This window comes from Mesorhizobium sp. P171375, assembly GCF_057786075.1.
The window spans coordinates 2,799,259-2,822,397 of sequence record NZ_JBYNWF010000001.1 but is presented as its reverse complement, the minus strand read 5'-3'; the positions used below and the strand labels follow the sequence as shown (position 1 = coordinate 2,822,397).

General features: G+C 61.0%; 18 protein-coding genes and 2 pseudogenes. 7 read left to right on the top strand and 13 right to left on the bottom strand.

The window, feature by feature from the left end:
• Positions 1-27 precede the first annotated feature (27 nt).
• The 8 genes from ACYHH6_RS13605 to ACYHH6_RS13570 all read right to left on the bottom strand — a co-directional run bounded on the left by ACYHH6_RS13605 (position 28) and on the right by ACYHH6_RS13570 (position 8,998).
• Entirely contained in the window at positions 28-1,071 is a 1,044-nt protein-coding gene (locus ACYHH6_RS13605; protein WP_352592989.1) for an NAD(P)-dependent alcohol dehydrogenase, read from the bottom strand.
• Between the two features lie 38 nt (positions 1,072-1,109).
• Positions 1,110-2,741: a molecular chaperone GroEL gene (groEL, locus tag ACYHH6_RS13600; RefSeq protein WP_352592987.1), complete on the bottom strand. Its 1,632-nt coding sequence runs from the start codon at positions 2,739-2,741 to the stop codon at positions 1,110-1,112.
• A 77-nt stretch (positions 2,742-2,818) separates the two neighbouring features.
• Positions 2,819-3,616: an iron-sulfur cluster assembly protein gene (locus ACYHH6_RS13595; RefSeq protein ID WP_352592984.1), complete on the bottom strand. Its 798-nt coding sequence runs from the start codon at positions 3,614-3,616 to the stop codon at positions 2,819-2,821.
• Positions 3,617-3,621: 5 nt separating this feature from the next.
• A complete protein-coding gene (locus ACYHH6_RS13590; RefSeq protein WP_192259852.1) occupies positions 3,622-4,644 on the bottom strand; it encodes an amidohydrolase family protein in 1,023 nt (340 codons plus the stop codon).
• Between the two features lie 71 nt (positions 4,645-4,715).
• On the bottom strand, positions 4,716-5,087 hold the full coding sequence (locus ACYHH6_RS13585; protein WP_096455128.1) for an MmoB/DmpM family protein: 372 nt from the start codon (positions 5,085-5,087) through the stop codon (positions 4,716-4,718).
• 17 nt (positions 5,088-5,104) lie between these two features.
• Entirely contained in the window at positions 5,105-6,163 is a 1,059-nt protein-coding gene (locus ACYHH6_RS13580) for an aromatic/alkene monooxygenase hydroxylase subunit beta (RefSeq protein WP_112566239.1), read from the bottom strand.
• A gap of 47 nt (positions 6,164-6,210) precedes the next feature.
• Positions 6,211-7,272 (bottom strand): NADH:ubiquinone reductase (Na(+)-transporting) subunit F, encoded by a 1,062-nt coding sequence (locus ACYHH6_RS13575; RefSeq protein ID WP_352592979.1) that lies wholly within the window; start codon positions 7,270-7,272, stop codon positions 6,211-6,213.
• A 52-nt stretch (positions 7,273-7,324) separates the two neighbouring features.
• Positions 7,325-8,998 (bottom strand): aromatic/alkene/methane monooxygenase hydroxylase/oxygenase subunit alpha, encoded by a 1,674-nt coding sequence (locus ACYHH6_RS13570; protein ID WP_203279651.1) that lies wholly within the window; start codon positions 8,996-8,998, stop codon positions 7,325-7,327.
• 557 nt (positions 8,999-9,555) lie between these two features.
• Between ACYHH6_RS13570 and ACYHH6_RS13565 the strand changes: the two genes are divergently transcribed.
• The 4 genes from ACYHH6_RS13565 to ACYHH6_RS13550 are packed head-to-tail and all read left to right on the top strand — an operon-like array spanning position 9,556 to position 11,697.
• Entirely contained in the window at positions 9,556-10,029 is a 474-nt protein-coding gene (locus ACYHH6_RS13565) for a hypothetical protein (protein WP_352592976.1), read from the top strand.
• Entirely contained in the window at positions 10,026-10,349 is a 324-nt protein-coding gene (locus ACYHH6_RS13560) for a hypothetical protein (protein ID WP_352592973.1), read from the top strand. The genes ACYHH6_RS13565 and ACYHH6_RS13560 overlap by 4 nt, the downstream gene beginning before the upstream one ends.
• Before the next feature lie 13 nt (positions 10,350-10,362).
• Positions 10,363-11,490, top strand: coding sequence for a WD40 repeat domain-containing protein (locus ACYHH6_RS13555; protein WP_352592970.1), 1,128 nt, complete (start codon positions 10,363-10,365; stop codon positions 11,488-11,490).
• Between the two features lie 33 nt (positions 11,491-11,523).
• Entirely contained in the window at positions 11,524-11,697 is a 174-nt protein-coding gene (locus ACYHH6_RS13550) for a hypothetical protein (RefSeq protein WP_352592968.1), read from the top strand.
• A gap of 139 nt (positions 11,698-11,836) precedes the next feature.
• Here ACYHH6_RS13550 and ACYHH6_RS13545 read toward each other — a convergent pair.
• Positions 11,837-12,208 (bottom strand): annotated as a pseudogene (locus ACYHH6_RS13545) (LysR substrate-binding domain-containing protein); the annotation flags it as partial.
• On the opposite strand from ACYHH6_RS13545, the pseudogene ACYHH6_RS13540 reads away from it, so the two are divergent.
• The 3 genes and pseudogenes from ACYHH6_RS13540 to ACYHH6_RS13530 all read left to right on the top strand — a co-directional run bounded on the left by ACYHH6_RS13540 (position 12,202) and on the right by ACYHH6_RS13530 (position 15,144).
• A pseudogene (locus ACYHH6_RS13540) lies at positions 12,202-12,557 on the top strand (gamma-glutamyltransferase). The pseudogenes ACYHH6_RS13545 and ACYHH6_RS13540 overlap by 7 nt on opposite strands.
• Before the next feature lie 77 nt (positions 12,558-12,634).
• Entirely contained in the window at positions 12,635-14,161 is a 1,527-nt protein-coding gene (locus ACYHH6_RS13535) for an acyl--CoA ligase (RefSeq protein ID WP_352592965.1), read from the top strand.
• A 2-nt stretch (positions 14,162-14,163) separates the two neighbouring features.
• Positions 14,164-15,144: a 2-dehydropantoate 2-reductase gene (locus ACYHH6_RS13530; RefSeq protein WP_352592962.1), complete on the top strand. Its 981-nt coding sequence runs from the start codon at positions 14,164-14,166 to the stop codon at positions 15,142-15,144.
• Positions 15,145-15,251: 107 nt separating this feature from the next.
• On the opposite strand, the gene ACYHH6_RS13525 is transcribed toward ACYHH6_RS13530, so the two are convergent.
• The 4 genes from ACYHH6_RS13525 to ACYHH6_RS13510 form a co-directional block, all read right to left on the bottom strand.
• A complete protein-coding gene (locus ACYHH6_RS13525) occupies positions 15,252-16,106 on the bottom strand; it encodes a hypothetical protein (protein ID WP_352592959.1) in 855 nt (284 codons plus the stop codon).
• 241 nt (positions 16,107-16,347) lie between these two features.
• Positions 16,348-18,054: a class I SAM-dependent methyltransferase gene (locus ACYHH6_RS13520; protein WP_352592956.1), complete on the bottom strand. Its 1,707-nt coding sequence runs from the start codon at positions 18,052-18,054 to the stop codon at positions 16,348-16,350.
• Between the two features lie 39 nt (positions 18,055-18,093).
• Positions 18,094-19,182, bottom strand: coding sequence for a tetratricopeptide repeat-containing glycosyltransferase (locus ACYHH6_RS13515; protein ID WP_352592953.1), 1,089 nt, complete (start codon positions 19,180-19,182; stop codon positions 18,094-18,096).
• Between the two features lie 31 nt (positions 19,183-19,213).
• A complete protein-coding gene (locus ACYHH6_RS13510) occupies positions 19,214-22,933 on the bottom strand; it encodes a glycosyltransferase (RefSeq protein WP_352592950.1) in 3,720 nt (1,239 codons plus the stop codon).
• Between the last annotated feature and the right edge of the window lie 206 nt (positions 22,934-23,139).

Below are 23,139 nucleotides of genomic sequence, written 5' to 3'. Positions count from 1 at the left end.
CTTCGTTCGGAATCCGGTCCGGTTGTTTCAGGGCACGATGACGCCACGGCCGGTGAAACGCCGGTTCTTGAAATCGTCGAGCGCGGTGTTGATGCTGGCGAGGTTGTACTCGGTGTAGTGCATCTTCACCTTACCGTCGGCGTTGAGCTCCATCAGTTCGACAAGCTCGGTGAAATTGCCGACCAGGCTGCCGCCGATGTTGATCTCCTCGATGACGAGATGCGCGGTCGGCACGTTGATGTTGCCGCCATAGCCGACGACGAAGAGTTGCCCGCCCTTGCGCACCATCTTCCAGCAGATGTTCTCGACACCGAGTTCACCGACGAAGTCGATCACCACATGGGCGCCGCCGCCGGTGATCTGGCTGACTTTCTCGATGACATTCGGCCCGCCGTCAAGAATGAAATCGGCGCCCAGATCCTTGGCTAGCACCCGCGCCGCCGGCTCCCGGTCGACGGCGATGATGCGGCAACCCGAAATCGCGTGCAGCGATTGCAGCGCGATATGGCCGAGCCCGCCTATGCCGAGCAGCACGCAGTAACTGCCTGGCCGCAGGAGCTTTGCGGCGCGCTTGGCGGCGCGGTAGGCGGTGATGCCGGCATCGGCCAGCGGCGCCACCTCGATCGGCGTGATGTTGGCATTGAGCTTGATCAGCGAACGCTCGCTGGTGATGAAATATTCGGCGAAGCCGCCATTCATGCCAAGGCCGGGAAACTGGCCGTTATCGCAATACATGTCCTCGCCATGGCGGCAGTTGAGGCAGATGCCACACGAACGGAAGGGATGGCAGATCACCGCGTCACCGCGCTTGACCGACCTGACGCCGCTGCCGACCTCCTCGACCCAGCCGGCATTCTCGTGGCCCATGATGTAGGGCAACAGCGTTCCCTCGGGATCCATGGTCGGCTTCCACACGCCTTCAATAATGTGCAGGTCGGTGCGGCAGAGGCCTGCGGCACCCACTCGCACGATCACTTCGTCGGGCGCGGTGATCGTCGGCGCCTTGACCTCCTCGATCTTGAGCCGGACGTTCATCTTCGGATCGTATTCGTAGAGTCTGGCAGCTTTCATCGTCGTATCCTTTCAACGTCGAGATTGTCTGGATTGCTTCAGGCGCGGCCTAGTTTTTCAGAGCCGCCGCCACGCGCCGGCCCGGCTGTCGGATCCTCATCCTCGGCAAGGTCGCCAATCAGCGTTTCGGTGGTCAGGATCAGCGTCGCCACCGAGGCTGCATTGGCAAGCGCGGTGTAGGTAACGCGGACCGGATCGATGATCCCTGCCTCGAACATGTTCTGGTACGCGCCGGTCGACGCGTTGTAGCCGTAGCCGCCATTGATGCGGGTGACCTCGACCACCACCGCTTCCGGATCAGCACCGGCATTGGCGGCGATACGCCAGAGCGGCCGCGACAGCACCGAGCGCACCAGGCGCACGCCCTCGGCGACATCGCCGTCGACACCGACCGCCACCTTGTCGAGCAGCGGCGCGATCTGGGCGAGCGCTGAACCGCCGCCGGCGACGACGCCCTCCTCGGACGCGGCACGCACCGCATTCAGCGAATCTTCTATCAGCTGGATGGTGCGTTTCTGCTCCACCGGCGTGACGCCGCCGGCATAGAGGATCGCGGTGCCGCCGGAGAGCTTGGCCAGGCGTTCGCGCAGCTTGTCCTGATCGATGTTGGGCTGTGAGGCTTCGTACTGCCGTTGCACCTGCGCGCGACGCGAGGCGATTGCGGCATGGTCGCCGCCGCCGCGAATGATCGAGGTGTAGGACGAAGTGGTCTTCAACCGGTCGGCCGTACCGAGATCATCCGCCGTGATATCCTCGAGCCGGCCGCCGAGATCGCGCGCGATCACCTTGCCGCCGGTGATGATGGCCAGATCCTCCATCATCGCCTTGCGCCAATGGCCATATTCCGGCGGATGGACGACGAGGTATTTTCCAGGTCCCTGCTTGCCGAGCAGCGTCACCACCACTTCCGGCGACATCTCCTCGGACACGATCAGCAGCGGCCGGCCAGCCTCGTCGGCGATGCGGCGAACCGCATCGAGCTGCCCGGGCTCCTTGATCTTGAGATCGGTCATCAGGATGTAAGGCCGTTCGAGCACAGCCTCCATCTTCTCCTGGTCGGTCACCATGTGATGCGAGAGATAGCCGCGTTCGAAGGACATGCCTTCGACGACATCGAGCGTGGTCTCGGTGGTGACGCTGAAGTCGGTGGTGATGACGCCGTCGGCGCCTACCCGCTGATGTGCCTCAGCCACCAGCGCGCCAAGCTTCGTATTGGTCGCCGCGATGTTGGCGACCGACGCCAGGATGCCGTTGCCCTTGGCGGGCTTCGCCGAAGCCTTGAGCGCAGCCACCACCGCCGCCACGGCAAGGTCGATGCCCTTGCACAGGTCAACGGATTTCACCCCGCGCTCATTCGCCTCGACGCCACCCTGGATCAGAGCGTTGGCGAGCACGATGGCGGTCGTGGTGCCGTCGCCGGCGATCTCGTTAGTCTGCATCGAGACTTCGCGAACGACTTGCGCGCCCATGTTTTCGAAACGGTCGTGCAGCTCGATCTCGGAGGCGATGCTGACACCGTCACGGGTCACCATCGGTGTGCCGATCGGCCGGTCGATCATGGCGTTCATGCCTTTGGGGCCAAGCGTCGGCTCGACGGCGGCGGCGAGCCGGAAGACGCCGCGGGCGAGAGCACGGCGGGCGTCGGAATTGTGAAGCATTATCTTGGGCATGATTCCTCCTTCCGCCTTACGGGCGGGTTGTTGGTTGGGGGCCTCGTGCGAGGGAGGCCGTTGCTGTCAGTTCTGCTTCAGGCGGTCGGCGCGGTTCGCGCCGGCACGCGATCCAGAATGAAATCGACCAGCGTCGGCTCGCCGTCGATCACATCCAGTTCCTTGTATCTGCTCTGCTTGAGCCCCCGGCACAGCGCGCCGTTGAACTCCATGTTGATGCGCACACCGCGCAGTTCGGCGAGGTGGGCGCTGAGTGCGCCGTGCGGGATACGCTGCCCTTCCCAGGTCACGAAGACAGGATCATCCACCCGGCGATCGGGAAACCGCTCGAGCAGGGCCGCCCGGTATCGCGGTTTCTGTTTGGCTGTCTCGCCCGGTTCGAACCGCGCGACGTCATAGGCCGGCAGGTCCATCCCGAGGATTTCGCGATCGGTCAGACCGTGCGCCTTGAGGCCGCGCAGAAGCGCTTCCTGGCGCCGCTTGAATGCCTTCATTGCGAAGGTTTCGCGCAAGGCGCCGAGATCCTGATCCTCGGCAAGCACGGCGAAAATGTCGCCGAAGGTCTTGCCTTCCGCCATGCCGCGATTGACCTCCTCCGCGAACATGTGGTCGTGCAGCTTGACGCGATAGGCCGGTGCCCAGGAGAGCTGGTCGAGCACCTTGCGCACGCCGTCCAGCATCAGGAACGCGAAGTTGGGCGAGCACCAGTAGGTCGGCAGGCGGAAATCTATCTCCACGCTGCCATCGCCCGTTACTTGCGCCCGCTCGACGAAACCCATCTCGGTGATGGGTTCGTCGAGTTCCGGGTCGTTGACCTCACCAAGGCGCCGCCAGAGTTCCTTCTGGCGGTCGCCGGAAACGCTGGCGGTTGCCATGGCTCCTACTCCGCCGCGATGCTGAAGGGCGAACCGGCGAGCGCCTTCTTCTTGGCTTCGACGTCGATGTTGTAGAGGCGCGCGGCGTTGAGGCCGAGAATCTTCTCCTTGATCTCGTCGGTCAGCTGCACGCCGCGTTCGGCGGCAATGTCCTCAGGGATCTGGTAGGCCCAGAATTTCTCGACCAGCCAGCGCGGCGTCCAGATCGCGTAGTCGGAACCAAACAGGATCTTCTCCGGTCCGAGCCAGAACAACAGCTCGGCGATCACCTCGCCGAAATAACGCGGCCGCGCGTGGATGAAGGGCAGCGCCACCGCCAGCCCGCCATAGACATTGGTTTCCTGCGTCGCGATCCAGCAGAAATCGTCGAGACGCGGCAGGCCGCAATGCTCGACAATCCAATTGAGGTTTTGGAAATCCGTCGCAGCGTGGTCGACGTCATGAACGTCGAAGGCATCCTTGCTCAGCGGGATGATCGTCGGGCCCTTATGAACGTGGATGTTCTTGATGCCGAGCTTGTCGCAGAGTTCGAAGCATTTGTAGGCATCGGGATCGGTGAGCTTCCAACCCTTGGAGGCGCCGTTCCATTCGGCCGTGTACATCTTCACGCCCTTGACGTTGTAGGTCTCCTTGAGGAAGTGGATGTATTCCAGCGCCTTCTCGCCGTCGCGCGGGTCGAAGGCACCGTTGACGATGAAACGCTCAGGATAGCGCTTGGCAACCTCGGCGTTGCGCTCGATCGTGTTGAAGCCGTTCTTGTAGAAATCCTTGAGGTAGGTCGACTGGACGATCGCCACATCGTCGGGCCCGTCGATGAACAGGTCGCGATAGAGATCGTCGGCGCTGTACTTCTCGAACTTGCTTTTCTCCCACAGCTGTTCCTTCGGGCTCAAGCCGGTGTGATAGGCATAGAAGCATTCGATGAACTGCTTGCCGTGGATGTTCTTCTGGTTTTCCGGGCTGCCGTCCCAGAAATGGGTGTGGCCGTCGACCACGAAAATGTCCTTGCCTTCCGGTGTTCTGTACATGGTTGCCTCCGCAGCAATCGCATTGATCGGTTCGGCGCGCCGCACCCGCGGCGCGCCAGTTTCCTTGGCGGCTATTCGATGTATTCGAACATCTCATCCATGTTGCCGAACAGGATCACGGTGTTGTCGTCGACGCGGACCATGCGGCCGTAATGCGTGGAGGTGTTGACCTCGAAGGTCTCGGCCGAAATCTCGCGGCCGAGATATTCGCCGATCGCGTCCATCTTGAAGATCAGCTTGCCGTCACCGTCGATGCGGATCAGCGCCGGCTGGTAGGTGATGGTGACACCGGGCTTCTGGCCCATGAATTCGGCGATGGCGCGAGCCTCGACCGAGTCGTTCATGGTGACGCCGCACTGGTGCGAGATCGTCTGCTCGAAGGTGATGTCCTTCATCGCCTTGAAGATGTTGGAATGCGTTGCGTCGCGTGCTGCTAGTGACATGACGATTTCTCCCTGTTTCAGCGCTTGAGGCCGAGTTCGCCGAGGATCTGGCCAATTCGTTCCTCGGATTTGGCGCGGACATCCACGAACGCGACCGGCTTGGAATGCGGCATCGACCAGATCGGCTGCAGGCCGGTGGCTGCCTTGTCGGCGAGCGCGCCGTGTTTCTTGACCCAGCCCTGGAAGAGCTTCCTGTTCGCCGCGCCGTACTTCTCGTCGTTGGCGAGCATGTGGATGAGGTCGATCGTGTTGGCGAGGTTGCGCTCGTAGTCGGCCTCAGCGGCCGAGATCACCGCCGGCGTGATGAAGTCGTGGTTGGCGGCGGCGATCTGCATCAGGAAGCCTGAGCGGAACACCTCGCCCACCAGCGGCTCGAAGACGATGTTGATGGCGAAATACTGCTCGAGATAATCGGTCGCGCCCATGATGGTTTCGACCGCTTCGCGCGTGCCTTGCCAGTTCTTGTCGTCGAGCCAGGCCTTCTTGCCGAGCTCATCGTCCCAGTCGGGAAGGTCCATGCCGATCTCGGCAAGGTAAAGCGTGATGTCCTGGGCAAGCCTGAGCTTGTAGGAAGAGTTGGTCAGCGTCGCGTTGTTGATCATCTGGGTGTAGCCGTAACGCTGCGCCTGCATCAGCGAGGTGCCGAGCCCGAATTCGGCATGTTTCCAGGCGCCGAGCTGCGTCTGCAGGATCTTGACCCAGGCCTTGTCGAAGGTTTTTGGCGCGCCCGACTTGCGGGCATTGTTGATGACGCTCTGCACCATCGTCTCGATCTTCGACTGGCGCTGGTAATGCGTGCGCTCCCATTCCTGGTCGGGGGCGCGGAAGGCATGCCAGTTGGAGCTCTGGGCGGCGGTGTTCTGCTTGACGTAGGCGCCCTTGCCGTCGGCGAAGGAGATGATCCAGTTCTGGATCAGGTAGCGTTCCGGATCGGGCTGCACGTCGACCGTCATGTCCTCATAGTGGGTCGCACGCTGACCTTTCGGCTCGAAATACCTGTATTTCCGGCTGTCGGAGTCGGCGAAGATCGCAGCACCGGCGGCTCCGGATCCGACTGAACTCGAGGTTGCAGGCATAGTCTCTCTCCCTTGTTGCAGTTGTGGTGGCTTGCGCGTTGCCGCCCTCAATGGGCCGGCGTTACACCTGCCGATGTGGTGAACTTGTCGAAGAAGATCCGCTCCGTTTCGAAGCCGTTCATGAACAGCACCGGCTGTAGCGCATCGATCATCGGCGGCGGGCCACAGGCATGGACATCGCCCTGCCCGTCGACGGCGAGTTGCTTGAGGATGGCGTCGACGCTCTGGTGAACGAAGCCGCGTTCGCCCTGCCATTCGGCGTCGTCATTGGCGTGCGACAGCACGGGAATGAAGGTGACATCGGAATGATTGCCGACCAGCTCGGCGATCCTGTCGAGGTAGAACAGGTCGTTGCGGGTCCGGGCGCCGTAGAAGAAATACACCGGACGTTTCTCACCGCTCTTCAGGTGGTCGTTGAGGATCGACCAGATCGGCGACATGCCCGATCCGGCGCCGACCAGGATCAGGGGTCCTTGCCGTTCGTCGCGGCGGAAACAGGTTCCGTACGGTCCGACGACTGTGACTTCGGCTCCGGCCCTGATGCCTCCGGAATCGAGTTCTCCCGAGAACTTTCCTTCAGGGTATTTTTTGATGATGAAGGAGAGTTTTTGGGTTTGGTCCGGCGTATTTGCCATGGAGAACGAGCGCGTAATCGTCTCCCCTTTTTGCGTGGTAACCGTGATGTCGACATATTGCCCCGCCCAAAACTTCATCGGCGAGCCGAGTTCGATCTCGATGCCGCGAATGTCGTGGGTCAGGTGCTCGATGCGAGCAATCCGGCCCTTGTAGGTTTTCACGGCGATCGCTTTCGCCAGAATCTCCTCGTCGTAGTTGAGGAGCTCGACTTCCAGGTCGGAGTAGGCGATGCAACGGCACAACAGGACGTGGCCGCTTTCCTTCTCCATGTCGTTCAGTGCGAAGGTCGAGTATTTCAGCATGTCGACTTCGCCTTCGAGCAACACGCTCTTGCAGGCCGAGCATTGCCCCTCTTTGCAGCCGTGCGGCAGGGCGATGCCCTGGCGAAATGCGGCGTTGAGCACCGTTTCGCCGTTCTCGACCTCGAATTCGACGCCGACCGGACTGAGCCTGACCGTGTGGGTTTCCGACATACGGACCTCCAGTGAAAGGAAGGGGCGGGACGAACCCGCCCCCTTGGCCTGATCAGTTGCAGGGATTGATCGTGAAGCCGGCCCGGTACTCCGCCAGGTGCTTCTCACGGTCCGCGGGCGACATGGCACGCAGCGCGTTGAGCGGCGATCCGAGCGTGTTGCCGCGCACATCGTCGAGCGTCCACATCTCCTTGTCGTCGAAGCGCAGATGCGGCTGCGGAACCAGTGTCTTGCCGTCGGAACGGACGAAGTTCAGGTCCTTGATGGCATCGGCCAGGTCCCAACCGTCATAAAGCGTCTCCCACTCGCGCTTGCCGCTGAAGCGGCCCATGGCGGGCGTCGGACGGCCCTCATACTCATCGTTGAAGGCGACCATCGTGGTCCAGCGGTCGAGTTCATGGGCGAAGGTGTAGAGTTCGCCGTTGATCTCGCCGACCACCATGTCCTCGCGGATCAGGCAGGGAACGAGGCACGACCAGCAGCGGTGCGGATAGACGTAGCCGACGTCGCTGTTGAACAGCAGCACCTTCTCGCCCTTGTGGCTGAGCTTGGCGTACCATTTCCAGAACTCGCCGAATTCGGCGTACCAGCCCGGATATTTGTGCTCGAACCACTCGAAGTCCTTGTCGGTCTGGGCTTCGATGCGCCAGAAATTAACCGGCCAGCCAACCGCGAAGAACTGCCCGACCTTGTGGACGTAATTCTTCTTGGTGATGCGTTCCCAGGCTGCCTGGACGTCGTCGTGATGGACCTTGATGCCGTATTTCTCGAGCGGCAGCATGTAGGTGCGGTAGTAGTCCTCATAGATCCAGCGGTGCCACATTTCCGCGTAGGACTCCTTGTTCTTGTCGCGGTTGGTGGTGCCGTATTCGATGAAGGTGCCGATGGCCGCATCGACGATGGCGTGGTTCTGCCAGAAGGCGTAGCGCAGGTCGCGCTCGAGCAAGAGATGGTTCTCCGGCTCCTTGAGCGCCGCCATCAGTAGCGAGTGGCCGTTGCCGATGTGCCGGCTCTCGTCGGATTGCACCGACAGGAAGACGGTCGGCAGCGCGTAGTCGCCGTTACGGGCGGCTTCCGAAGGCATGGCGACGAACAGCGTGTTGGTGAAGGCGGTCTCGGCGACCACGGTCAGGTACATGCAGGCGGCGGTCATCGTATCCCCGGTGATGAAACCTTCCGCGAACTGCCGGCCGATGGTGGTGGCGTAGCATTTTCCGAAGGCTTCCTCGGTGATGTCGAAGCCGGCCGGATCGATGTAGTTTTCCATGTACCATTTCTTCAAATTCATCTGGATCGTCGAGTGGCGGAACTCGTCGATCATCTGCATGGTGAAGCCGGTCCGCAGTTCCTCACCGGGCGCGATGCGGGCGACCATCGCCATCGAGCGGGCAGCCGAGATTTCCGGGAAAGGAATGATGGCCAGGAAGAGCTTCATCCACTCGACCCAGCGCGGCTCGACATTGCGGAACATGTCGCCGCGCAATGCCGCATCGAGCGCGCCGTAGACGCGGTTGTCCTTCTCTTCCTGCATCGGGAAGTAGGACCGCAAAACCTGCTTCATCGGGTCGCGCGGCGTCTTGTTGATCTTGTAGTCGGTCGGAAACGTCATCGCTTCCTGGACGTAGGAAGGATTCCAGCCGAGATCGGCGATCTTTTTGGTCGCCTCGCCGACGGAGATTCCGCGTTGCGAGGTAATCTTGTTGAGCGTCAGAGACGTCATGGTCATAAGCCTCCACCAGGTTTGAGCCGCAGGTCCCTTGACCCCGGCATGAAGCGGCAAAGCACCGCCAGTGAGAGTGCGAGCGGCATGACAAAGCGTTGCGCGTCGAGGCGCGACCCGGGGTCCGGCCGTTCAAGTGGATCGGGGCAAAGGTTTCGAGGCGTCTGGCAGGGATCCGCGGCGCGCCAACCGCATGTGCGATGGGCGTATCGAAGCGGTTCTGCTTCCTCCGTTCCTTCGTTCTTTTGGCACCGCGTCAGGCGCGATGGGCTTCTTGTGGAAATGAACAAAGCAAGCGCCGTGCCAGTTTTAAAATAGCGCTCACGTCTGGCATTCGAAACAAGATCGTTGCCTTTTCGGCAGGCGACCCGGCACCCAACTGTAACGTTCTTTTACAGTTGTAACTTACGCCTGTAATATTTACCATATATTCGCAAGCGCAGCATATCTAGTTAGCATCCGCAGCAAACAAATGAAATTCATATTATCTGTTTAAGTCTTCGTCTTTCCAGACTATTTGAAAAGCGACGACCCATGGGCCGAGCTGGCGCTGGAGAAAGACCATGCCGAACGACAAGGACGCAAGCGAGCCGACCGGACCAATGTCCAGCCATGCCGATGGCGTCGCTGGCGATCTCGTCAAGCTGATGCCCCGCGATCTGGTCTTCGTCATGCGCTTCATGGGCGAGAGCCAGCACCGCCTGCAGAGCCATTTCCAGGACTTCATCCGCGCCGAGCTCGCCGCCGGCGGCGTCACCACGGAGACACATCCGATGATCCATCTGTTCATCGAAAGCCATGCGATCCTGCTGCGCGAGTTCGTGTTTTCCGGCGTTTCGCTGACGCGTCAGTTCCGCGTCGACGAGATCGAGCGGCTGACCGGCGATACGACATCAATGATCCGCGTCGACATGTGGGACCAGCTCAAGAGTCACATCGACACGGCCGAAAAGCAGTTCCAGTCGCAGGCCGGCACATTGCCCAAATTGCTGTCGGCTTTTGAAAAATCGTCCGGGCCTTCGGGGAGCGAAAAATGACCAAAGGATCCGAAACGGCCAGGCGTGACGCGCTGCTTGCTCGCCGGCTCGATCTCGTCGCCAGCGTCTCCGCCCTCACGGCGGAAGCACTGCGGCTCAACCAGAAACGCGCCGGTATCGAAATGGAAGTGCTGCGGCTGGAGCTGGAAATCGGCAGGAGCCACGCCAGCGCGCAACTGGTGCGGGACTTGCATGAGGCTGAGCAGAGCGCGGCGGCGATCCTGCAGGCATGCGTAGCTTGCGAGGAGCGCATCGTCTCGGCCGAAGCCGACATCGAGGAGCTTGATCGCCAGCTTGTCGCAACGGCGAACAAGAACTGACGGGAGAGAGAGCATGAACCAGCAGACGATGCAGAACCTGACCTTGTTCGACCTCCTGGCCCGCAGTTGGCAGCGACCGTCGGCGATCGCCGATCTGCGCTTCAGCAGCGACGGCTCGGCTGTCGCTTTCACCTCGGTGGACGGAACCGTCGCTGTTGCCGCGGTCGCGGATAACGAGCCGCCGGAATCGCGGCTCAGGGTGAGCCACGATCTCGGCCAGACGACGATCCGCCCCAGGGAGAAGCCACCCGTGCCGCTGATCGCCACCGCGGCATTCGGAGATGGCGATGTTCCGATCGTCGCCCATACGCATTCCGGCTTTCTGGTCGGAGCGGCCAGCGGCGAAGTGCTGGGCCTAACCGCCGGCGGTGAAATCGGGGCCCCTCTGGTAAAGATCGATGGACCGATCGTGGCCATCGACTACAGCACAAGGGCGGACAGGACAGCCGTCAGCAATGGGCATGATGTCTTCCTCGCGAGCGGCCACAGCGGCGCGATGCCCCTGGGACGGGGTGAACCATCGTCGACAGGGGCCCTCGCCTTCTCGCCGGGCGGGCGGCGCCTGGCCTGCGGCGTTGGTGAAGGGCTGTCGATCTGGGCGGTCGAGGGCGATGCAGCCTTGATGCACGATATCTCCCTTCCAGCGCACCCGGTGTCGATCCGCTGGAGCGGCGACGGCACATGGGTGGCCTGCGGGCTCGAAACAGGCGGCTTTGCCCTGGTCAGTCTGGCCGATGGCCGAGTGGACATCGTTGCGGGATTTCCATCGCCGGTGCGGACAATGTGCTGGAGCCACCCGGCAAATGCGCTGTTTGCCTCGGGTGCCTTCCGGATCGCCGGCTGGTCGATGACCGCCCCGCCGGTTGGCGGCGACACCTCCGGCGCGCTGGAGACTGGGCGCGCAGGACTGGTTCTTGTCGAGGCGGTGGCGGCACACCCGGAAAAGAAGCTGATTGCGGCGGGCTATGCCAACGGCCGCATCATAGTCGCTCAGACCGGCGGCCGGGACGAGCTCCTCGTCAGGCCGCTGGGCAGCGCGGTCACCGCGCTTGCCTGGTCCGGCGACGGACGACACCTGGCGGTGGGCGCCGTCGACGGCACCGCCACGATCGTCACCTTTCCCGCGCAGATGTTCAAATAACGGACGCAGTCCGATATGAAACAGGAGGATGAAATGCAGACCGACCTCACAGCCAAGGACAAGAGCAAGGACGAATTTTTCGAACGGCTCGCCGAGCTTTCGGAAGAGATGGTGGCCAAGCACGGCAAGGATTTCAGCATGGGCGCGCTGGTACTTGCCGCCCGCTGGATCGCTGAAAATCGCGTTGGCAAGCTGAAGACCAACTAGATCGACGAGACGATCCGTTCCTCGGGCGACTCAGGATCTTGTGGTGCAGGATCGTATGCCTTGGACGATGCGGCATCGGCGGTAGAGGCCGACTCGGCGTCCGACCCGATTACGGCAAGTGGCCGGCGACTGCCGCGCGTCAGTCGCGCGATACGGACAGTCCCGTGAGAAGCGGCGCGTACGCGGCGAGCCTGCGGGATACGAACTCGGTGAAGAGCCGCACGCGCTTCGTCTTGCGCGTCTCACCCTGTGTGAGAAGCCAAACCGTTCCGTACATGTGCAGGTCGGTACCCGGCACCCTCACCAGCAAAGGGTCGGCATCTCCGACGAAGCACGGCAGTGTCGTCATCCCGACCCCTTGCCGTACAGCAGCGATCTGCGCCTCGCCGTCCGTGGTCCTGAACGGAACCCCCGTGGTACGAACCTCACCCTCGCTGGCCCAATCCGGAATTCCATGAATGCTTATGACGATCCACCGGATGGGATCAGGCGCGCCCGCACGCCATGCGGCCGATGCACACGATCATGCCGGGCATGGCGACGAGGAACGGTCGCGTGGTGATGCCGTTCGGCGTCATGGGCGGCGGCTACCAGCCGTTCGGTCATGTCCACCTGCTCACCAACATGATCGATTTCGGCAGGCGCTGGATGCGCCGCGGGTGTTCTACAATGATGATACTGTGGAGGCCGAACGCGGCATTGCCGCCGAGGCGATCGAAGGGCTGCGCAAGCGTGGCCATCGCATAGCCGAGCCGCATCATCCTCTAGGCGGCGGGCAAGTGGTGCTGATCGACTGGGAAAAGGGAACGCTGACAGGCGCCTCCGATCCGCGCAAGGACGGGATGGCGCTCGGATATTGATAGGGTCGGTTTTGCCATGACATCACAATGGCGTGTCGCGACTGGATTTCGACAGGTTGGAAGGATAGTCGGTGATCATGGCCAGTAGTGAAAATTCCCTTGGGCTCTCCCGCCGTCTCGCCGCCGGCGCTGATGACGCTCCGGCGATCCTGGCACCCGACAGGGCGACGCTCAGCCATGGCGGATTGCGCGGTCTGATCGCCGCCACGGCAAAACAGCTGCATGAGCGCGGCATCGACCGGGGCGACAGGGTGGCGATCGTGCTGCCGAACGGGCCCGAGATGGCCACCGCTTTTGTCGCCGTGGCGGCCACTGCCTCGACAGCGCCGCTCAATCCAGCCTACCGGGCTGATGAGCTTGATTTCTACCTGACCGACATCGGCGCCAAGGCGATCCTCGTTGCGGAGGGCGACACCGGCCCCGCGGTGACAGTGGCCGAACGCCTTGGTATTGGCGTGCTCCGGCTGGTCGCGCAGCCTGACGCACCGGCCGGAAGTTTTATGATCGAGGGCGCGGCGATCGGACCGCAGGCCGTTCCCGATATGGCGCAAGACGGCGACATCGCACTTTTGCTGCACACCTCCGGCACGACATCGCGTCCAAAACTGGTGCCGCTCAGCCATGCCAACATCGCGGCCTCGGCCGCCGATATCGGCGCGACGCTAGGCCTGACAGCTGATGACCGCTGCCTCAACATCATGCCGCTCTTCCACATCCATGGCCTGATCGCGGCCGTGCTGTCGTCGTTGGCAACAGGCGGCAGCATCTATTGCACGCCCGGCTTCAACGCGCTGCGCTTCTTCCAGTGGCTGAGCGAGGCACAACCAAGCTGGTACACCGCAGTGCCGACCATGCATCAGGCGATCCTGCCCCGGGCGCCGCGCAACACCGAGGCGCTGTCGGCAGCGCGTCTGCGCTTCATCCGCTCGTCCTCGGCGTCACTGCCGGCGCAGGTGATGGCCGAACTGGAGGCGACCTTCGGCTGCCCGGTAATCGAATCCTATGGGATGACCGAGGCGGCGCACCAGATGGCCTCGAACCGACTGCCGCCGGGCCAACGCAAACCGGGCAGCGTCGGTGCCTCAGCCGGTCCGGAAGTGGCTGTCATGGCGCCCGACGGGCGGCTGCTCGAACCCGGCGAAACCGGCGAGATCGTCATTCGCGGGCCCAATGTGACGAATGGCTACGAGAAGAACCCGGATGCCAACGCCACGGCCTTCGCGCATGGCTGGTTCCATACCGGCGATCAGGGCGTGCTCGACGAGGACTTCTATCTGCGCGTCACCGGACGGCTCAAGGAGATCATCAACCGCGGCGGCGAAAAGATCTCGCCGCTCGAGGTCGACGACGTGCTGATGGATCATCCGGCGGTGGCGCAGGTCGTCACCTTCGCCATGCCGCATGACAAGCTTGGCGAGGAGGTGGCGGCGGCAGTGGTGCTGCGCGAAGGTATCAGTGCCACCGAGGGCGACATTCGCAGCTATGCCGCAACGCGGCTTGCCGACTTCAAGGTGCCGCGCAAGATCCTGATCCTGGACGAGATCCCCAAGGGCGCGACGGGCAAATTGCAGCGTATCGGCCTTGCCGCCAAACTCGGACTTTGACGATGAAGGTCACCGTCTTCGGCGCCGGTGCGATCGGCGGCTATCTCGCGGCCAAGCTTGCAATGGCCGGGCGGATCGATCTTTCGATCGTCGCGCGCGGGGCGCATCTAGAGGCGATCAAGGCAAACGGCCTGCGCCTGATCGAGGATGGCCAGGACATGTCGGTCCCCGTCCGGGCCGCCGCCACGGCCGAGGTGCTTGGCGTGCAGGATTATGTCGTGCTGGCGCTGAAGGCCCATTCTCTCACCCTAGCCCTTGACCAGATCGCACCGCTGTTGGGAGACCACACCGCCGTCGTCACCATGCAGAACGGCGTGCCGTGGTGGTATTTCCACGGCGTCGGCGGGTCGCTCGAAGGCACCCGGCTGAACGCGGTCGATCGTGGCGGCGCCATCTGGCAGCGGATCGGGCCGCAGCGCGTCATCGGCTCGGTCGTCTATCCTGCGGTCGAAGTCGATGCGCCAGGCCTCATCCACCATGTCGACGGCAAGCGTTTCTCGCTCGGCGAACCCTCTGGCGAGCGCAGCGAACGGGTGACGCTTCTGGCCGAGGAAATGGTCAAGGCCGGCTTGCAGGTACCGGTCCGCGACGACATCCGCAGCGAGATCTGGGTGAAGCTGTGGGGCAATCTCTCCTTCAACCCGATCTCGGCGCTGACCGGCAGCACGCTGGCCGCGATCGTTGCCGACGAGAGCACCCGCATGCTTGCCCGCACCATGATGCTGGAGGCGCAGGCGATCGGCGAAAGCCTCGGCGTACGCTTTCCCATAGCGGTTGACCGGCGCATCAAGGGCGCCGGCGATGTCGGCGAGCACAAGACCTCGATGCTGCAGGATCTCGAGCGCGGCCGGTCGATGGAGATCGATGCGCTGGTGACGGCAGTCCAGGAACTTGGCCGGTTAACGGACAGGCCGACCCCGACGATAGATGCCGTGCTGGCGTTGCTGCGGCGGCTGGCGGTGGAGCGCGGGTGTTACGGGTGATGGGGCGCGGATGAGCCCGAAGGATCGGACAAGGCCGTTTATTTTATTGACCCTTGCGGACCAGAATCGCCAACGCTCCCGCATTGTTCTGTACGGGTCCGTAGCCGTCACGTGATGCGCAACAGTTCGCGCAGCCGGACCGGCAGTCGCGGCGAGGCTTGCAGTTCCGCACAACTCGCCTCCCATAGCTTCAGATACTCTGCGATCGGTACACCTGTGCGGCCGGGCCAACGGTTGAGTGCGCCCAGGGCCTCGACGCAGTCGGGCGCCGCCTCGTACTCAGTCAGGATGGTCCGGGACATTGCTTGAGCAAGCGGATTGAGACCGGGTATTTCGATCTCGCTTCGATGGTCGCCGAACCAGGCGGCGGCGTCGCGGCTCAGCCCCTGGCTGTCGGCGAGCGCGGCGTAGCCCCTGATGATACTCTCACGATACTCGGCAATGGCATCGCCGAAGGCGTTGTCGCCGGCAAATGGCGGATTCTCCTTCCAGCTTGTCGCCAGGCGCCTCAGGCCACGCAGCGAGAAGGCCTCCACCATCGCTTCCTCGAGCCATTGGCAGGGCGGCGCCGGCTTGGCGTCGCGCTGCCAGCTGTTGGCAAGGACATGGCCGAGTTCATGGCCGAACTGATAAGCGAGCTTTGACCAGTCCCGTTCGCCGATATCGACAATGATCCATGCCATGCTGGTGCCATCCGGGTGCAGCCAGATCGCCGGCTGCCCGGAGGTGTGCTGATCGACGCGAAGTCGCGTTGGCTGGCGGTCGGAAACGAGACGGACGCCATCGAAGCAGGCGAGCCGCATGCGCTCGACGACTTGCTCTGCCGCACGTGGAAGCGTATCCCCCCAATCACCTGCGAGTTCGATCGGCCCGGTGAGTAGCGTCGAGGACGACGCTACTGGGAGAGAAGGTTGTGCCGCCATAGCCATTTGTCTCATGTCGATGTTGCGCTGCCGGATCAACGTTGCGTACACTAGGCCCGCGACCACTGTACCGGCATTCATGGTGATGAACTCGCGCCTCCTCATCTAATGTGTCCAACTTCTTGCCGCTTTCGGCCATATCGCCACACCGCGGTCGTTTCGCTAACGAACCTACTCGAACGCCTAAGGCTTCCTAAGCGTGCGGGGTAAGACGGGCGTAAATCCAGCCGTCAAATGACGGCGTGGGCGCCCAGAAAAGATCCAGCTGTACGCTTACAAATCACTCCTTACCCTGCAGAAATTCGACGTATGACTTCATCTGCTTCCATTTGTCCTCACCTCTTGCCCAGACAAAATGGACGAATCCACGCCGCTCGACCTGACTCGAGTGCCAAGCGGCTGCAAACCTACACTTTTCGCTTAAAGGCCCGTATGATCCCAAATTAGTCTTCACCAGGGCATAATTCAGAAGTGGCTGGTCACCAAAATACTTTACCAAATCGCGATGGCTCGGATGACTATATAATTTTCGAACAATATCCGCTACAATCTCGAAGTCATACTTATTCCTAAATCCAATAATTCCGGAGTTGGCTAGCGGCAATTTCTCATTGGCACAGTCAAGGTCCGTCTTCAGCAGCTCTAAGCCAAACCAATTTCCAACGCGTCGCGTATCATGAACCTTTCCTATATTATCAGCCACCAGATCTTTATACGATTCAATTTCCGTGGTGACGCAAACTCCACATGATTCATTTATATCCTTAATAGTGCTTTCGATATCTCCATCCACCACAACGTCGTTGTCGATATATAGTATCGGCGAGTAGCCTCCGAGAACAAGATCGTTTAATGTGTATCTCGTTGAGTGCGATATATCTGATGTATGCAATAAAATAACTCTTTGTCGTAAATTATCCGGCACATAATTAGCGGTTTTATCTATAGATCTATCAGTTATTACGACAACTTCCCCCTCATAGTTTCCAAATTCGCACAGAGAGAAAAGGAACCAGCGAAGGCATTCAAAATACTCGTCAGGTCCGTAGACAATTGTGCACACTAACGGTCGATAGAGTGAACTTAACCTACCGCTCTCGCCTATTTCATAAGATCGAGCTCCGAGCCTCCCAGATCCTTCGAGCAGGCCCGTCTCGCAGGCCCCTCTATTTGATCCCGCGACGTCGTTACTGCCTGGGCCATGCTTTGGATGGAGGGGCGAATTTTGGTGAATTATGGACGCTGAACGCTGAAAATCCGACATTCGTATGCCAGGCAACACGCGCCGCTCGCACACGAGCCAACGCTGCAACTCGGGACGATTTTCACAAACCAGCAGCCACTTGTCGGCGTCACTCGATCCATCAAGGAAAGAAAATTCGTGAGGATTGCGGGGTCCGCTACGAATAATCGAAATGCGATGGGAGGGCGAAAAGAGGTTGGTTAAACGCGGAAGAATACTCCTGTCCACGAATTCGTGCATCTCGATGATAACGTTCGCCTGCCCCAAGGCAGCCACGGTGTCTTTTTCATCAAAAAGTATTTTTTCATAACCCTCGCAATCTACTACAATGAGAGCATCCGGGTCTTGAGTTAAAATCTCTCGGAGACGGGCCGGCGTGCAACTTGCTTCGACCCTAAGACGCTCACCGACCCCGTTAAGATCTGCATTGGCGCGACATGCTTCCTGGGCACGGAGATCGATGTCAAACGCAATCACGCGGGCATCTGGAACTGACAATGCCAAGCCAACGGCATAATACCCTTCTGCGCAGCCAACATTGACAACAATATTTGGCTTTTGATCTATGAATTCGCAAAGAGCGCCGTGGAGCTCCTCTTCGTAGACGCCAAGGAGCTGCGGGCCAATATCGTCGCCGCCCCCCCAAGTCTGCACATCGTGTAATCGCAAACCAGAGAAAGGGCCGCTCCGAACGACCATATTTGTCTCGCGTTTTACCAAAGCGATTATTTCCGCTCGACTCACTTCGGGTTCTCCAGAGCAAATTCTAGATTTCGGGCGGCGCTACAGATCCGTTCGCACCTCTTCTCGGCGCCGTATAAAAAAAATGAGATTATCCTTGAGCCGCTTATTGTTTGGATCGAGCTCGACCGCTCTTTGCCCCCACTCTACCGCGCGGTCCATCGCATTGAGATGCCACGCCGCTATCGCACCCAAATCATACAGCCGAAAGCTCCAGCAGTTCTGGTCGTCCAAATAGCTACCTGTGCGATGCGTCTTTTCGATCCCGTTGGTGCAAGCCCAAAAAAGATTCAGCCAGTCGGCCTTGCCGTGGAACTCTTCGGCGAGGTCGAGCCAGATCTCGCGGCGATGCGGCGCTTCCATCCGCGCCTTGTCCAGCCAGGACAACCTTTGTTCCGGTCGCATGCGAGCGATGTAACGCATCGCCTCGGATCGTTCTTCGCCCCATGTGCTGGTAGGCAAGGCAAGGTAGCGTTCAAGCAGCTGGACGGCCCGATCTTGCTGATTGGCCCACATCAAGTCTCGACCGAGCCAGAAGCAGATCTGTGCGTCAGCGGGATCTTCCTTGTGTGCGACTTCCATAAGAGGCAGATAGCTGTTCCTTGTTGGCTTGGTGAGGTCTTGTACCTCGAACATGACGATGTCGTTGCTGCTTGCCGTCACTTCCCTTTCTCCGGTGAACACCAGCGCCTCATGGACCGGGCGCTTGAACCGATACCCCCAGCGATGGTGAAAATTCTTCGCCGGCCAGGTTCGCAACGGTGTCGGGTCATCGACACGCGATTTGTAGGTGGTCTGACAAAAAAGGGCAGTGGTCTCAGGTTTCCAGGCCGCCTCGAGCTTCGGCCGCCAGCCAGGCTCGAGAAATCGATCCATGTCCATCGTGCAGCACACGTCCACATCGGCGGGAATAAGTGCCATGGCCGCGTTGCGGGCGTCGTCAAAGCGCCACGGGCGGATCGCAATCTGGTGCACGGTGACGCCAGCTGCCTTCAGCCGTTCTACTGTACCGTCGGTGCTGCCGGTGTCGGCGACAATGCGATAGTCGGCGTCGACGGCCGAGTTTGCCCACCGCTCGGCGTGGGCGGCTTCGTTCAATGCGATGGTGTAGACCGCGACTTTCAAATGCACCCCGCTACTCAAGCCTGTTGCATGACATTGCCTAGCGCAAGTGCCCCGATCCAGCGCGCTTTCGGATAGCGACCAAGCCACCCATCAGCTTGGCCCGGTTCAACTCATAGTGGCTGTCGAAGAACAGGATCTCGGCGAACTGATCTGCAAGCGCGCTCACACCCAGCGGATCGACCGAACGCGAGCTGCCGTGCTGCTGGATCTCCCGCAGCAGGGTCTTGGTCAGCGTGATCTTGCCAAGGTCCTCACCTGGTGGCTGCCAGTCGAGGTCTTCGAGGAAATACCAACCGCCCTCGGCGAGCAGCGGGAAGAACTCGCGCAGGGTCAACTGCTCGTCGAACGAGGCGTGGCTGCCGTCATCGACGATTACGTCGAGCGATTCCGGTTCTAGCTTTGCAGCGACGCGGCGCAGATCGTCCAGCTTGGATTGGTCCCCGACAAACGACTTGAACCGTTCATTGTTGAGCTGCGAAAAATCCGTCAGGTCGACACCGATCACCTGGCAGAACGGAAAATAGCTCTGCCACAGCGAGACGGATGGGGTTTCGGTCTGATTGCCCTCGGCTAAGCCACGGCACAGGCCGATCTCCATCAACCGCCGCATCGACAAGCGCCTGGGCGACAACAACCGATCATAAACCCTGGCATAGGCGTGTCGGTTACCGGTGTGCCTGTTCTTGTCAGTGTTAAAGCGGTCGGCGAGGCTTGTGAGGCTTGGAAAGCTGTCGAGCGGATTGATCAGCTGCGAAATTAGCGGCGCGCCCTCGCCGCCCGGACGGGCCTCATTGCGTGCCGTCCACAGGTGGATGCCGAACACCCGCTCGTCGTTCAGATAGTCAGCCAATTCCGCTATCGGCTTCTCGAACCGGTCGATCTCCGTCCAGTCGATCGTGTTGAAGAACATCGGGCTGAACACCCATTCCCGCAGCGCGGCTCCTGGATCGGAGGCAATATAGTCGGACAGCAGCTTGGGGCCGATATCGCCGAACTCCTTGCCGCTGGCATCATGGAAGCGCGAGATCGACATCTCGTACAGCGCCCTGAGGTGGCCGCTGTAGGGTTTGGCGTAGATGACGTTGCCGCAAATGAAGTGGCCCTTGTGCGATCCGCGCCATTGCAAATTGAAGAAATGATCGCCGCGGAAGGGGAAGGGCCGTAGCAGGATGACGTCGGAATCCATCCAAAGCCCGCCATGCTCGTAAAGCACTGCATAACGGAAAATGTCACTGAAATACCTGATCTCTGAGCCCGCTACGATCCGCTCGAAAAAAGCACGCGGCATGACGTCGTCGGCATTGCGGACTTCGATCCCGTGCGGAACGAGGAACGTGAGCTTCTCGGGTGCGTAGCTCCACACCCGCACCGGATGGCCTGCTGCCCGCATTGAGGTCGTGGCGGCAATGAGGGTACGATGCTCGGCCTTGTCCGACATCACCTGGTAGAAGCAGTGGATCTGCGGAAGCGCTGTGTTGTCGCTGTCAAGAAAGGGAGAAATCCGCGCGTCGAACTGGCGAGATCGTTCCCGTCGTTCCAGCGGAGAATCGACGTCGGGCAGAAACGGCGCCAGCTCATGAAAGATCTCACCGGTCGACTTCATGCCGCCGGCGCCGAGGTTCTTGCGTTCCGAGGGCGCCAGGCTTGCATCACCCACGGCTCCGTCGTCAGTGCGGTAAGGATTGATCCCTGTTTCCATTAGCGGAGAGCCATGCACAGAGGCTAGCGTCAACCCAGACGGCGTATCTGCCTTACCCGATGGCAGGCTATCCACATCCTCCAGCAGCGACCTCACCTCCGCCTCTTCGACGGTTGCGATCCAGGACTCACTGTCGGCGACGCTGTAGGAAATCAGCAAACGCTTTTCGTCCGGGTGCCACGCCAGCCCGGCGGCGAATTCAACGCCCTTTTTGTCGAAGAAGAACGGACGGCTTACCTTTCGCAAGATGTTTGCTTCGTCGAACCAGACGAACCGGTGCAGGTAATAATGTCGCTTCTCCGCGATCCGCCACTGTACTTCATGGATCAGGGCGAGCCACCCGCCGGCAAATTTGATCAGCTGGGTTCCGCCCCTGAACCGTTGTGCGGCAATCGCGGGAGCGGTCTCGCTGACAGTGGCACCCCGCTCGTCGACGATCCGGGTGGGATCGCATAGGCAGATGAACTGCAGCGTATCTGCCGTTCCTTCCACCATGCTGAGCTTGACTTGCGGCATCCAGTTCTTTTCGTGCCCTCGCGGTCCGGCCGGATGCAGCACGCGCCAGTCAGCCAGCCGGCAGGCGCCACTCTCGTCGATGCGCGCGATGACCTGCTCGCACCAACCCTCCTGTGTCAGCCCGCGCACGCACGAGACGCCCCGCAGCGCATCGCGCCAAGCAAACAGGCGCATGTCCTCAAATCCGAGAACCCGGCCATTAGCGGGCTCCGGCATGTCAACCGGCGGCAAAATCTCGCTTGCGGACTGGATGGCGAGCTCATCGCTCAGTCGAAGCAGAAAGTTGCGCGTGTGAACCGGTCGCCCGTCAGGCGTGTCAGACAGGAGGTCGTCGTCGGCCAAGGTGTAGTTCACCGTTTGCTGCAAGAGCACGATGTGCTCGCCCAATCGAGCCACTGATGGGTTTGACGACCGATAGCCATCGGGCGCCGTGAAGCCGACCGGACGCGCGTTGAAGGACGGCATCATTGCCTTGGCTGGGTGCACATAGAAGAACAGGTTGGACCACGCCAGTTCCCTGGGGCCGTCGCCGATGGTCCGGTTCAGCGCCAGCCAGTTGCAGGCCGCGAAACCGCGGTCCTTGCGCACGGGATCGTGCGCGTAGTTTGCCGCAATGGAAAATTCTTCCAGCAGGCCTGTCGTGTAGATGTGGTCCTCGATGAACAGAATGTCATGCTCCGGCCGCTTGATCGCCAGCCCTGCTTCGGAGAACAACACGCTGGCGTGGTTCATCCCCTTGTCGCGATAGAACCGCGCAAGGTCATAAAGCGGTTCGGCACGTTGCGGCCGTTGATTGAAGGCGGCAAGCGCCTGTTGAATGAAGCCAGGCTCGTCGCCAAGTTTGCGCAGACAGCGCGCCTCTTGCAATCGGGCGTTCCACGCCTCTTCGTCCCAGCCGCCCATCGCGGCGCGCTTGGCATAGGCCACTGCGGCCTCAGCCGTCCGCCCGGCGTCGCGGTAGGATTGCGCCAGGTAGAACCAGTAGCGCTGATTTTCCGGATCCTTCTCAAGGGCCTCCAACAAAAGCCTGGCATCGCGTTCGAATTTGTCGACGCGATTCGATCCGCTGGCGTGGTCCTTGTACCAAGCGCTGCGCAGTTCCTGCACGCCACCGGGCACGTCGAGATATTCGTGGGTCACGCCGTGGTAGCGAGCGCCGGCGTCGCGCTTGGCCAGCCGCGTGTTCCAATAAGCCAGGCCGGAATCCGACCGCTGCAGCAGCCGGTAGCCCGAACTGTCGAGGCGCTCGCGGAAGCCAGCATCCTCGACCACCAGTTCCATGTCGGCGTCGTCAAACAACAGATAGTCGTAAGCGAGTGGGGAGGCATAGGCATGATCGAGGGCCGCGTTGCGCGCCTGCTCAAAATTATGGAATGGGAATTCGTGCAACTCGCCCGGCAGGTTGCGGGCAGCGAAGAACGATTTGACGAAATCCTGGGTCCCGTCGGTCGAGCCGGTGTCGCCGATGACCCAGCAGTCGATGTGGTCGACAACCGCCCCGAGACAGCGTGGAAGGTTCGCCATCTCGTTCTTGACGATCATGTTGAGACAGAGGCGCTTGCCGCTTGTCATGTGCTGATTATTGGCTCCCCGCAGGACTGCGCGCCGAGGCGGTAACATTTGTGCCAGGGTCTCATTTGGGACTGCGATCCGTTCGGATGCGGACGTGTCCGACCTTCATGCCCCATATGCATTGCCCCCGCCTCGGCCATTTGCATGACCTCTGTTGCAAAGTATCGCTCATCCCT